Raw genomic sequence first — 13,469 nt, forward strand, 5'->3', positions numbered from 1 at the left:
GTTGTATTTGGTTATGTATTGAACTGTTTAGACTGTCAATATGGGTATTATATTTTCTCAAAGTGTAAAAATGGGTGATATTTGAAACAGAAACTGGTCTAAATAACATATATTTTGAGTGCTAGTTCACAACCTTTTATTTCTAATATCAAGAAGCGAAGATCTTGACGTAAATTTGCTATAAAATATTTTCATAAATAAAAAAATCACCTGTAATTTAAGAGGTTATTATGTCATTAAATACACTTAAGACATCTTGGGGTAAATTATCGGCTATTGCTGTTTTATTCCTTGGTATGTCATACCAACAAGCATTAGCACACGCACACTTAAAATCACAGTTACCTGCTGAAGGTGCTGCTATTGAACAAGCGCAAGCGCCTAAAGTTATCACACTAGACTTTTCTGAAGGTATTGAATTAGCCTTTAGCAAAATTAAAGTCACTAATAGCGACGGTAAAGAAATTACCGTAGGAAAACTGAGTTTAGATCCTGTTAACAACACTAAATTATTATTGCCTTTAGAAAGTGATTTAGCAGAAGGTAATTATTTAGTTAATTGGAACGTTGTTTCTGTTGATGGGCACAAGACAAAAGGTTCTTATCAATTTAGTGTAAAATAATGACACCTGAAGACGTTTATATTTTATGCCGTTTTTTCCATTTCGTGGCAGTCATGTTTATGTTCGGACTGAGCTTCTCGGCTGCCATTCTTGCAAAAGATAAGTTCATTCCTCTTATTCAAGTCCGTTTGCGCCCTGCATTAGCCATTAGTACCGTCACTGTCTTTATTACGACTTATTTATGGATGGTTGTGCAATCTGGTATTATGGGAAATGGATGGGAAGACGCTTGGTCATTCGAAATATGGAAAGCGGTATTAGGTACTTCTTTTGGTCAAGTTTGGCAATGGCAATTGGTATTAGCAACCGTTGCATTAGCCGTTTTATTTATACACCAACGTTATATTCGTAACTTCTCTTTATTAATTGTTGCTTCAATTATGTTGATCTTACATGCATCAATTGGTCATGGTGCCATGTTTGCAGGATCAGAAGCGATATTTTACAAAGTTAACCAAAGTATTCATCTTATTAGTGCTGCCTATTGGTTTGGTGGTTTATGGCCATTTGTTGCTTGTTTGCAATTTTTACGGAATAAAGACGAGCTTGCAGATGGAATGATCAAACCTATCATTAGTACAATGAAGCGATTTTCACTTTTTGGTCATATTGCTGTTTTATTGGTTATTATTACCGGTGTTATCAGTGCCGTTATGTTAATTCCAGGATGGCCAGCCGTACAATTATCATCTGAATATCAAAGTATGTTATGGCTTAAAATTAGCTTAGTGGTGTTAATGCTTGGCCTAGCTGTAATCAATCGTTATGTCTTAGTTCCTCATATCCGTAAGAAAAATAACTTTCAATGGTTGCTAGTAAATAGTTGGTTTGAACTATTACTTGGAACAATGGTTATTTTTACTGTAGCCATCTTTGCGATTAACTCACCCGTATAGATTGTTATATAATCGAAAAAACCTAATTTCTTAAGTGAGACATCCACATGAAACGCTTTTTATTAGCGGGAATGTTAATGCTTTTCTCTTTTCAAGCATTCTCGGCGGCACCTATTTCAACGGTCAGTAAACTTCAATTTGGTGACGATTGGCCATTTACTCGAGAAGAAGTGATGCTCAATTGCCGTGCTGATGGTGCTTGGTTTGTGATTAATCCAGCAACACTGATGCAGTATCCACTTAATGAAATTGCAATGAAACAAATGGAAAGTGGGAAAGTAAAAGCACAGTTAATTGATGTTATTTTACTGCCAGATCCTAATGCACCTGAAAAGAAAAAATCAGTAGAAGTGATACAGAATGCGATTAAGTTGCTCTGTGAGAGTAATTAATCAAGTGATTGATAATATGACTAAGGTTTTTTATTTTTATCGTATTGATTTTAATAATAAAAATTAAGAGCAAAGATTTTTTGAATAGAAAATGGTGTGCTACTAGGTTGCTTACTGGATCTTTACATATTGTTAGCTAATATTTAACAGTAGGTTGTGAGATAGAAAAGTCTGAGTTAGTCCTCGATTTTTGTTTATGCAGTAATCAACAATTACTTTTTAGCGCACGGCTCGCAATGAGCCATTTCCCTAAGCCAGATAAATGATTTATCTGGCTTTTTTTATGTTATTTCGCTTTAGCATCTCGTTATGCCACTTTTAAGATCCAGTGGTGATTATCTTTATCATAAGCATGACGATAAAGCAGAATATTTTTATCTTTCAATTGGGCTGGAATACTTGTGTTTTCATCCCATCCATCTAATTGCATGCAAAACTCTTTGTCATAATCACATGGAATATGAATATAAGTTAATTGGTTATCAGAAGAGTGTTTCAAAGTAATATCTTCAATTTCATAGCAAGCAATTTTCAACGTTGTCTTTTTCATAATAAAACTCCGGATTAAGCGATGTCGTGTTGTGTTCTGTTGTGTATTGTTGGTGGCATTTATTTTAAAGAATGCTTTTTGACCGAACAAAATTAAGCATAGTATAAATGGAATCTATTTCCAAAATATTTTTTGGAAATAAAAAAAGCGGATCATTTTTTGTGATCCGCTTTAAATAAATTATCTGAAATAGGGCAGAATTGTCTAATTTTTAAGGTTTAGGTATTGCTGTTCCCCATTCATCCCAATCTTTGGGTTCTTTATCATTTAAAATGAAATTCTGTTCCTGTTTTGCTTTCGCTTGTAATGGTGTGGAAGGTGGTGTTGCAAAAGTGATCCCACCGCGTATAAATTGCTTGAATGTACCACTACGAATAACGCCGCCAGTTAAACCAAACGAGAAGTTATATCCAGATGAGAGCCAAAACTCAGTATTATTTCGAACTAGGTATTGGTATTTTTTACTAATACGGATGTGAATTAATACTCTGTCAGACATGTTTCCTAGTTCAAGACCTGTTACGGCGCCAACTTCAAGACCACGGTAGTAAATTGGTGTACCAATTTGTACCGAACCCGCTTCAGTGGCATTTAACACAAGATTTAATCCATCGAGATAGCGTGAGTCTGTAATGTTAGATGTTTGCAATTCAAATTGACGATATACGCCACCATTGCCAGGTTCTGCTTTAATATAAGGTTGTATAAGTGAATCTAAGTTATCTAATCCTGATGCTGTTAATTCGGGAGTAACAACAGCGAAGCGACTGCCTGATCTCGCAAAGGTTTTGACATAATCAGGGTAGAGAACAGCAGATACAGTCACTGCTTTTCTATCTGGTGAAAGGATTAATGATTCGACTTGTCCAATATCAATGCCTAAATAACGAATAGGCATTCCTTCAGAGAGTTTGCTTGCGTCATATGTTTTTAAAGTAATTTGAGCACCGATAGCTCGTGCGCTAGTTTCTGATGGATAGAGTTTGTAACGTGAAACGTTATTATTGATATTTTCGAAATTATCAAAACTGATTGCGCCTTTTAATGCGCGATTTAGTGGTGTTGCTTCAACAGTTAATCCTGAGCCATTAACAGATACTTTTGCTGCCCCTTCAGTCCAAAATACACTCTTTTCTGTAAGCAGATGGCGGTATTGCTTTGAAATATAAACATCAATATCAAATTCATCCATTAAAGGTCGAACATCAGTAATTTCACCGACTTGGAATTGATGATAAAGAACCACTGAACCTTTTTGTATCCCAGGAAGGCTTGCTGCTTTTAAAGTGAGTGTCACGGGTAATTCATTACCATCAACACTGGCTTTAGCAAAAAAGTCGTTACGATAAAGGCGATACTGTTCTTTAGGTGTTCCTTTAGTACCTTGAATAAGATGAATGCCTCCTTCAAGCCATTCTTGAGGTGTCGCGCCTTGAACTTCAATGCCATTTAGACCCATATTGACGTTAATTCGGCTATTAGCAACAAATTTACTATTTTCATAAATATAATGTTTATATTCAGGGGCAATAATTGCATCAAAAATAACTCCATCATCACTCATATTACGCTGAATGATTTGTCCAATAGTAATTCCTCTAAAAAGAATAGGTTGTCCTGCATCGACGCCCCAACTTTCTTCACTGGTTAGAGAAATGATTAATCCATCTTCGCCATATATTGCTTTACCCGCATCTACGGAGGTTGCTGATTGTAAAACAAATTGCTGGTTTTCTTGTGCTGGAGGGCTGTTTTCTGGGGAATCAAACGCAATTGCACCATTGATTAAAGCAGAAACACTTTCCATTTTTACTGATACGCCACTTTTTAAATTGAAATTACCTTGAAAGCCCGAGACGTTCCAGAAATGGCTATCTTGGCGAATTAAGTGGGCATATTGTTTATCAATACTAAGTTCAATAAAAATACCTTGATTATCAGGGCGAATCGCATAGCTATACACTTTACCAACAGGAACTTGGCGATAATAAACTTGAGAGTCAACATTGAGTGATCCTAGTTTTTCTGTCGTTAGCGTTATTAACTGCTGATTTTTATCAATATTAGCTTGAGGACGAACTTCCTGAGCAATAAATTTAAACTGCTTTTCACCATCACCTGGTAACATGCTGATATAGTTACCACCAACTAAAGCATCGAGCCCAGATACGCCAGAAAGGCTGGCTTTAGGTGTAACTAACCAAAACTGTGTGTTTTTGCGCAGTGTAGTCGATAGATCTTTGCGGATATCAGCTGTAACAATAACTCGACGTAAGTCATCGCTTAAAGTGACATCTTTAACAAGACCCACATCAACGCCTTGATAACGAATAGGTGTTCTGCCAGAGACAATTCCTGATGCGGATTGAAAATCAATCGTGATTTGTACGCCTTTATCTTGCCAATGTTGGAAAAGCAACCAACTAGCAATAAAAATGGCGATAACAGGGAGTAGCCAAAATGTCGAAATTTTACGCTTGCGGCGTATTTGGGCTTGTGTGTCCTGAACGTCGTTTTCTTCTTGTTGCATAAGTATCCCATAGTAAACGACTATCCAACCATTCAACGGCAAGGATAGTAAGAATAACCGCAGTACCAAAATAAAAAGCCGCTGGTCCCATTGTGAAAGTCATCAATTGATCTCGATTAATCAATGACATCATCAGTCCAATCACAAAGAGATCAAGCATTGACCATCGTCCTATCCAAGAGACAAAACGGTATAGTTTCATTCGAAGTAGGGGGTCAATACGAGAATTAAAATGAATGCTTAATAATAAGCCCAGCATAATTATAATTTTGAAAAAAGGCACAAAAACACTGGCAATAAAAACAATAACTGCGATCGGAGTATTGCCTGAATTCACTAAGGAAAGTACACCTGAAAAAATAGTGTCTTCACTACGTCGGCCATTTAAATAGAAAATAGAAATAGGTAATAAATTTGCAGGTATGAGTAAAATTATTGCTGAAATTAATGCCGCCCATGTTTTTTGTAAACTCATTGGTTGTCTTGGGGTATAGCAAGATTTACAACGTGGGCAGTGTGTTGATGGTGTTCTTTTAAAATGATAATGACAAGCATGGCAAGTCGCAGGGCTTTTTTCTATTTCTTTTTGTGGATAAAAGCGTTGCCAAAGTTGGTCCATATTAATGTTAATTAGCATTAATAAGCTGAGTATCATTAAAGAAACAAAAGCAATTAAGCCATTGCCAATATAGACGGTTGCATAATCACCTAATTTTATTGTTGCAACACCAAGACCAATCAAATAGACATCTAACATTACCCATTCTTTTAATTTCCCTAACATTAATAAGACTGGGCGAAGATTAAGGCGTAAGCGAGATCCTAAATGAAGATATAAAATAGCGATGGGGAGGCTAAGTGGTGCAGCAACAGCACAAAAAGCTACCATCGTTGCTGTAAGAGGAGAGCCTTGCTCTGACATCATGCGAATACCGTCAAGCACATTCGCCGTTATCATCGTGCCTAATAGATGAATTTTAATTAGTGGCTGAGTAAATGCTATTGATGCCAAAATAAGCATTGTAATAGAGAGAATAAGTAGACGAGTTAATGACCAATATCGATAAGATGCGAGTTTGGCTTGGCAACGTGGGCAATAGGCATCCTCTCCACGCTTCAATGCGAGAGGTAGTGTCACGAGGTGATCACACTCCTGACAGCGTATTGATTTTTTTTCCTTTGTTGCGATATTGTTCACTATGTTGCTCGTTAATTCGCCTAAGTTGGTTTTCTCAAGAGTTATCGTTTGATTAAGCTAAAAAAAAGTACCTATACTCAATGGTTCACAAGTTATCATTTTTATTATATTTATGCCTTTCATTTTACAATACAAAGTGTCTGATTTTTTTTGTGGGTGTTAAGGGGATATTATCGTTTTTTTACCCAATTCTTGAAAATGGAGTATTCAACCTCAAGATAAAATAGGCTAAATTACGAGTATGTTATCTATTTTAGTTACGCAAATAGGGTTTAATGATGCCAAAATCGCTTTTTTATCAGGAACTCACTGATAATTTGTCAGCCTTGTTGTCTGGTGAAAATGATCTTATCGCATCACTTGCTAATACCAGCGCACTTCTTTACGAGAAGTTAGATACGATAAATTGGGTTGGGTTTTATCTTAATGATGGTGATTCATTAGTCCTTGGCCCATTTCAAGGCAAAATTGCTTGTGTCAGAATAGGTTTTGGGAAAGGAGTTTGCGGAACTGCATACTCTGAAAACAGAATTTTAAGAGTAAGCGACGTTCACCAATTTAGTGGTCATATTGCTTGTGACAGTGCAAGTCAGTCTGAAATTGTTCTCCCGTTAGAAGTGAATGGACAAATTATCGGCGTTCTCGATATTGATAGTCCTATTTTTGATCGTTTTGATAAAAAAGATGAAAATGGGCTTAAAGCGTTGTGTGACGTGCTCTGCGAGCATTTAAAAACTTGTCATACAGCAAAATATTGTGAATTTTGTGTAAGTTAACAGGCGTTTGCCATAGAAATTGTTGGCAACACTATTATAATGTCGCTTGTTCATGCCTGCGCTGGTTGGCAAAACCGTTGTAATCAGGAAATTTCATGGAAAATCAACCTAAGTTGAATAGTAGTAAAGAAATCATCGCTTTTTTAGCTGAACGTTTCCCTAAGTGTTTTATCGCTGAGGGCGAAGCTCGCCCTTTGAAAGTTGGCATTTTTCAAGATCTTGTTGAAGATCTAAAAGATGAAACTCAACTGAGTAAAACACAGTTACGTTCGGCATTACGCTTATATACCTCAAGTTGGCGCTACCTTTATGGAGTTAAAGAAGGAGCAAAACGTGTCGATTTGAATGGTAATGACTGCGGCGAACTGGAAGCTGAGCATATTGAACATGCTCGTACACAATTAGCAGAAGCTAAGGCGCGCGTTCAAGCTCAGAGAGCAGAACAACGTGCTAAGAAGCGCGAAGCTGAAGGTGATAAGGAGACCAGCAAACGTCCGGCAGCGAAAAAGCCAAATAATACGCGTCGTCAGCCACCTAAAGAGGGTGAAAAACGGCAGCCTCGTCCTCAAAAAGCGACTCAAGCACCTCGTAAAGCACCACCACGCCAAAATACTGAAAAGTTAATTCCAGTGAAAGACACATCAGTTCTTACTGTTGGTCAATCGCTGAAAGTTAACGTTGGTAGCAGCGTGATGGACGCGACAGTGCTAGAGATAGCGAAAGAGGGTGTACGTGTACAATTGCCTAACGGTTTGGCAATGAATGTACGCACGGAACATTTAAAGTTCTGATACGGAGGCCAACCAGAGCATGAACAAACTTTTAAATGTGGCTTTTGCAATCGGATTAACGTTAACAGGCACTTCTGTTGTGATGGCTGAGAAACCAGCCACCCCAGCAATGGTAACTATTGATCAGTTACCCGACTTAAAGCAAGAGCCACAGCATTCTACCGTGAGCGAGCGAGTAACCTCTCGTTTTGAACGCTCTCATTACCGTCAGTTCTCGCTAGATGCGAGCTTTTCTGAAAAGATTTTTAATCGCTATCTTAATTTATTAGATTATAGCCACAATGTGTTGCTAGCATCAGATATTGCCCAATTTGATAAAGAAAAAACCAAAGTAGGTGAATATCTGAAAAAAGGTGAGCTTCAGCCCCTTTATGATCTTTTTAATTTAGCGCAAAAAAGACGTTTTGAACGTTTTCAATACGCCTTAAACCGCCTAGATAAACCCATAGATTTAACTGGTCAAGATAAGTTTGAGTTAGATAGAACAAAAGCGCCGTGGCCGCAAACTCAAGCTGAGCTAGATAAACTTTGGGATGAAAAAGTAAAATATGATTGGCTAACGCTGAAACTATCTGAAAAAACAGATAGCGAAGTTAAAGAGACACTCACTAAGCGTTATAAAGCTGCATTACGTCGTCAAACGCAAAGCCAAAGCGAAGATGTTTTCCAAATCATTATGTCGGCATTCGCCCGCGAAATTGATCCTCATACAAGTTATCTATCACCAAGAAATACCGAAGCCTTTGACTCTGAAATGAGTCTATCCTTAGAAGGCATTGGCGCTGTATTACAGATGGATGATGATTATCCTATGATCAACTCTATGGTAACGGGTGGTCCCGCTGCAAAAAGCAAAGAGTTGAAAGTTGGCGATAAAATTATTGCTGTAGGGCAACAAAATAAAACGATGGTTGATGTTGTCGGCTGGCGACTTGATGATATCGTTGCTTTGATTAAAGGGCCGAAAGGTAGCCAAGTAAAATTAGAAGTTATTTCTGATGAGAAAGGCGCTAAACCAAGAACAATCACGTTAGTCAGAGAGCAAATCCGTTTAGAAGACAGAGCGGTTAAGCTAACTGAAAAAGTAATTAACGGTGATAAAGTTGCAATTTTGGATATTCCAAGCTTCTATGTTGGCTTAACCAATGATGTAAAAACACAGTTACAAAAAGTGGCGAAAGATAATGTTTCATCTTTGGTCATTGATTTGCGCGGCAATGGTGGTGGAGCATTAACCGAGGCGATTTCACTTTCAGGATTATTTATTCCAAGTGGTCCCGTTGTGCAAGTCAGAGATAATAATGGTCGTGTACGACAAGATTTCGATAAAGATGATGTCGTGTATTATAAAGGGCCACTGGTTGTTATCGTGAATCGCTTTAGTGCTTCTGCCTCTGAAATTTTTGCTGCTGCAATGCAAGACTACGGACGAGCATTAATTGTCGGTGAGCAAACGTTCGGTAAAGGAACAGTTCAGCAATATCGCCCATTAACCCGTGTTTACGATCAAATGCTAAGCCCTGATTGGCCTGGTTTAGGTTCAGTGCAATACACTATTCAAAAATTCTATCGAATTAATGGTGGTAGTACTCAACTTAAAGGGGTAACACCTGATTTGCTGTTACCAAGCTTTGATAGTGCTGAAATGGGTGAAAGTTTTGAAGATAACGCATTGCCTTGGGATAGTATCTCTCCAGCAAGTTATCAGCTATCTGAGTATTCAGACAAGCTGAAAGCGGCGTTAGCACCATTAACTGAACAGCATACTAAGCGCATTGCAAATGACAGAGAGTTTTCATACATCTTTACTGATATTCAGCGTTATAACGATGCTAAAGCAAAAGGTGAAGATAAATTTGTTATCTTAAACTTCGCTGAAAGAGAGAAAGAAAACAAAGAGCTAGAAGCCATTAAATTAAACCGCATTAATGAGCGTTTTAAATTAGAGGGTAAGCCTGCGTTGAAATCACTCGATGATTTGCCTAAGGATTATGAAGGGCCAGATCCTTATTTAGATGAAACAGCTGCAATTGCGGTTGATCTCTCAAAAGTGCTTAAGCCTAAGAAATTATTAAATTAAGTTATCAGTTATAACAACGGATACTTAAAGTAACCCCCCAATAGTTGGATAACCAATTGCTGGGGGGTTTTGTATATATATTGATCAAGATATAAGATTATCATTGCCAATCAATGCTCATCAGGCTTTTCATCAAAAATCTTCTTAACAAAACCAATAATATCTTCTTGGATAGAACCCTTCATATTTTTAGTTATTCACTATATTAAGTTACCAGTAATATAAATAATTATTAATAAATAGATATTTAAATTTTACTTTATGTCACTTAATTTTTAATTCGAAATATATCTTGAATAAGTTTTGTAAGCTATAAGAGAGAATACTAGGTTAATTTTTAGATAAGAAGTGAGTTTCTTATCTAATAAGTGGAATGAAAAGATAAAGGGATTATTTATTGTGATTAAGATCTCATTTGAAGGCATGTCTATTGTAATAAATGTAACATGTTGTGACAATGATCTCTAAAATTGACATAAGATTACTATAGTATACAGATTATGAAATATTTGCGTCATTTTTGGATATTGACGCGTTAGCTAAAATCTTACCTAAATGATGAGTTATCTTTATTCTATAAGTTCAAAAATATATTTTTAGAGCAACATATCATAACTAAAATAATATATTTTCAGAGTAAGGTTCTCTACGTAAGGGATAATGACTAAAGGCAAATAATCTATAATTTGCTTATAGGATTTTATTGCAAAAAAATAAGTGAATATAAATATGGTGAAGTATCCATATTGGATTTTTTATGCCAAAAAATGACTCTATTGCTTGAAAATGGTGCAACTATAAATTTAATCAAAGGTTATTTTTTAGCTAAATAAAGAAATGGTGTTTTATTAAACTTGCTGAATATAAGTCAGTATAACTTAATTCAAATATTTATTAACCAGGTTGCATTTAAATGAAAGTAAAAAAAATAGTATTGTTTATGTTGTCTCCTTGCTTCTTAGCGGTAAGCGCTGCTAATGCTGCGAATTGGGAAGACTCAATTAAAGAAAGCGCGTTTATTTCAGATTCAGAACTTGAACTTTCTACAATCAATATGTGGAAATACTTGAAAACTGAAAACCGCTTTGATAAAGAAGAGCAACGCTACAGAAAGCAAGTTGCTAATGCTTGGGGGCAAAACTTCCAAGCTGATTTCAGATCAGGTTATTTAGGTGGCATTCTAGGATTTGATGTCTCTTATTATGGTGGTATCAAATTAGGTGCAAGTAAAGACTTCGCCTCTCGTGCAATCTTATATAATGATGATGGCGAAGCAAAAGGCTATAACAAAATTGGTCAACGTTTTGCAAAAGTTAAATTCGATTTAGATCCTGTATTAATTAACGGTAAAGCGGGTTGGTTTACTCTGAAAAATACCGGTATTTTTACAAACTCACAGCGTTTATCATTAAACAGCTACAATGGTTATGCAACTAACACTGCAATGGGCGACTGGAGCCTAGATTTACTATTCCTTGACGGTAAAGTAATGCGTCGTGATAGTCCAAATATCGACAGAATGTATTTTAGCGATGGTAATGGCGTTAGACATAATATCGACCATGTGCTGACTGGTGGCATTAACTACAACTCCAAACCGTTAAAAGTATTTTATTTCTATGGTCAAGCGGATGATGTATTCCGTCAACATGGTTTAGAAGCAAAATATAAATTAACCTCAGATGTTACTGTTGGCGGTGTTGTTTATTATCATGATTACGGTAGTGATGGTAAACGTACATTAAGTGATGCCAATAAGGGTAAACGTAACTTTGATAATGACGCATGGCACTTTGCAGGTACTATGGAATGGCGCATTCCAGAGTCACCATGGACGTTACGTACAGGTGTGACATATACCGATGCAGAAAAAGCTAATGGTGTTGGTCAATTTGCTCGTAATCCAATTGGTAATACCCGTGGACGCTTTAACTCACCTGCTTACGCAGATATCGACTATGTACGTGATGGTGAGGTTATGGGTGCATTGGAAGCTGAATACAGAGTTAGCAAAGAACTGTCTGTTGGTGCGCGTACCAACTATAGTGAATTCAGCTATTCTGGCGAAAGATTAAAACAAGGACAGTTTGGTTTATTTAGCTACTGGAAACCAACCGCGAATCTTTCTGTTTCTTTAAGCGGTGGTATCGGCTGGCACCACCAGCAAGAAAACGACTATACCACACCAAAACTTTATGATGGTCACTCACAACGAGCTCACTCATTGTCTGGCTCTATGACAACAACATATCGTTTTAAAATGTAACCTATAGCGTTAATTGAGTTTATTGCTCATATCAGATGCACGACTTGCATACATTGTGAGTCGTGCATAAAAATACAGAGATAGCTGCTCTATCGATTATCGTAAAAGATGGCGTCTATATGCTAACTTACGCTGTTTTTTTATGGTAAACCCATTGTCATGATATTAAACAATACAAGCCTTTCTTAAATAAATTCCTTCCGTTCGACAAAACAGAAAATTCATATCATCTATTATCAATCACACTTTATACTTAAGTTTTAAATGATGCCTAATATTAGGTGTTCACTGGCTATTTTTTTATCAAAATGTAAAGTTATATCGTTTTTAATATTAAATAAGTTAAAAGGCTTGATAAAATCTAAAAAAGCCTTATTTATAAGACAGTTTTAGCAATGTGATAATTAGATAAAATAGGAACAGTATCAATATGATGAGAATTGCTTTATTCCTGTTAACAAACTTAGCCGTTATGTTTGTTTTTGGGATCATCTTATCTTTAACAGGTATACAAGGTCGTAGTGTTCAAGGCTTGATGATCATGGCGGGCTTATTTGGTTTTGGTGGTGCATTCATTTCACTATTAATGTCAAAATGGATGGCATTACGTTCAGTGGGTGGTCAAGTTATTGAAAACCCAACTTCAGAAGTAGAGCGTTGGTTATTAGATACGGTAAGACGACAATCTGAACAAGTCGGTATTAAAATGCCACAAGTAGCAATTTATGATGCACCTGATATTAATGCGTTCGCGACAGGTGCTCGTCGTGATGCGTCGCTGGTGGCCGTGAGTACTGGTTTGTTAGCTAGTATGAGCCGTGATGAAGCAGAAGCGGTTATTGCCCACGAAATTAGCCATGTCGCTAATGGTGATATGATAACCATGACCTTACTGCAAGGTGTTGTGAATACCTTCGTTATCTTTATTTCTCGTATCATCGCTCAATTTGTTGCTAACTTTATTTCTAATGATGAAGAGAGCGAAAATAGCAATGGAAACCCATGGGTCTATATGGGAGTTTCAATGGTTCTGGAAATTGTATTCGGTATTCTTGCCAGCATTATTACAATGTGGTTCTCTCGTTATCGTGAGTTCCATGCGGATGCTGGTTCTGCAAAGCTTGTTGGCCGTGAGAAAATGATAGCTGCATTACAACGTTTGAAAACGAGTTACGAGCCGCAAGAAGAAAGTAGCATGATGGCTTTCTGTATTAATGGCCGTAATAAGTCATTCAGCGAGTTATTTTTATCTCACCCGCCATTAGATAAGCGTATTGAAGCACTGCGCAATGGTGAGTATCTGAAATAAGATTGAGATTTTAATCGCCAACTCTCAAAAAATTAAAGCGCTCAATATGAAAGTATTG

The 13,469-nt window shown here is 36.8% G+C and carries 11 protein-coding genes; 8 read left to right on the top strand and 3 right to left on the bottom strand.

Annotation, left to right across the window (positions count from 1 at the left end; translation table 11 throughout):
- Nucleotides 1–230 precede the first annotated feature (230 nt).
- From copC to ACWPWK_RS18190, 3 genes are read left to right on the top strand one after another with little or no spacing between them, the layout of a single operon-like run.
- Nucleotides 231–623: a copper homeostasis periplasmic binding protein CopC gene (gene copC / locus ACWPWK_RS18180; RefSeq protein ID WP_023582413.1), complete on the top strand. Its 393-nt coding sequence runs from the start codon at nucleotides 231–233 to the stop codon at nucleotides 621–623.
- Nucleotides 623–1,519: a copper homeostasis membrane protein CopD gene (gene copD / locus ACWPWK_RS18185; RefSeq protein ID WP_109372535.1), complete on the top strand. Its 897-nt coding sequence runs from the start codon at nucleotides 623–625 to the stop codon at nucleotides 1,517–1,519. The genes copC and copD overlap by 1 nt, the downstream gene beginning before the upstream one ends.
- A 47-nt stretch (nucleotides 1,520–1,566) precedes the next feature.
- Nucleotides 1,567–1,911 (top strand): YebY family protein, encoded by a 345-nt coding sequence (locus ACWPWK_RS18190; RefSeq protein WP_109372534.1) that lies wholly within the window; start codon nucleotides 1,567–1,569, stop codon nucleotides 1,909–1,911.
- 307 nt (nucleotides 1,912–2,218) lie between these two features.
- Here ACWPWK_RS18190 and ACWPWK_RS18195 read toward each other — a convergent pair whose 3' ends face one another.
- The 3 genes from ACWPWK_RS18195 to yebS form a co-directional block, all read right to left on the bottom strand.
- Complete coding sequence (locus tag ACWPWK_RS18195; protein WP_023582410.1) at nucleotides 2,219–2,461, bottom strand: DUF1480 family protein; 243 nt, start codon at nucleotides 2,459–2,461, stop codon at nucleotides 2,219–2,221.
- Between the two features lie 211 nt (nucleotides 2,462–2,672).
- Nucleotides 2,673–4,991, bottom strand: coding sequence for a PqiB family protein (locus ACWPWK_RS18200; protein WP_109372533.1), 2,319 nt, complete (start codon nucleotides 4,989–4,991; stop codon nucleotides 2,673–2,675).
- On the bottom strand, nucleotides 4,933–6,189 hold the full coding sequence (gene yebS, locus ACWPWK_RS18205) for a membrane integrity lipid transport subunit YebS (protein WP_109372532.1): 1,257 nt from the start codon (nucleotides 6,187–6,189) through the stop codon (nucleotides 4,933–4,935). Before yebS ends, ACWPWK_RS18200 begins: the two co-directional genes overlap by 59 nt.
- A gap of 278 nt (nucleotides 6,190–6,467) precedes the next feature.
- On the opposite strand from yebS, the gene ACWPWK_RS18210 reads away from it, so the two are divergent.
- The 5 genes from ACWPWK_RS18210 to htpX all read left to right on the top strand — a co-directional run bounded on the left by ACWPWK_RS18210 (nucleotide 6,468) and on the right by htpX (nucleotide 13,411).
- Complete coding sequence (locus ACWPWK_RS18210) at nucleotides 6,468–6,965, top strand: GAF domain-containing protein (RefSeq protein WP_088495806.1); 498 nt, start codon at nucleotides 6,468–6,470, stop codon at nucleotides 6,963–6,965.
- 95 nt (nucleotides 6,966–7,060) lie between these two features.
- Entirely contained in the window at nucleotides 7,061–7,756 is a 696-nt protein-coding gene (gene proQ, locus ACWPWK_RS18215; protein ID WP_023582406.1) for an RNA chaperone ProQ, read from the top strand.
- Nucleotides 7,757–7,775: 19 nt separating this feature from the next.
- On the top strand, nucleotides 7,776–9,836 hold the full coding sequence (gene prc / locus ACWPWK_RS18220; RefSeq protein ID WP_109372531.1) for a carboxy terminal-processing peptidase: 2,061 nt from the start codon (nucleotides 7,776–7,778) through the stop codon (nucleotides 9,834–9,836).
- A 913-nt stretch (nucleotides 9,837–10,749) separates the two neighbouring features.
- Nucleotides 10,750–12,102 (top strand): OprD family outer membrane porin, encoded by a 1,353-nt coding sequence (locus ACWPWK_RS18225; RefSeq protein ID WP_109372530.1) that lies wholly within the window; start codon nucleotides 10,750–10,752, stop codon nucleotides 12,100–12,102.
- Nucleotides 12,103–12,532: 430 nt separating this feature from the next.
- Nucleotides 12,533–13,411 carry a protease HtpX gene (htpX, locus tag ACWPWK_RS18230; RefSeq protein WP_088495802.1) on the top strand — a complete coding sequence of 293 codons (879 nt, stop codon included), beginning with the start codon at nucleotides 12,533–12,535 and terminating at the stop codon, nucleotides 13,409–13,411.
- Nucleotides 13,412–13,469: the final 58 nt, after the last annotated feature.

It is taken from the genome of Proteus sp. Marseille-Q3619 (assembly GCF_965283115.1).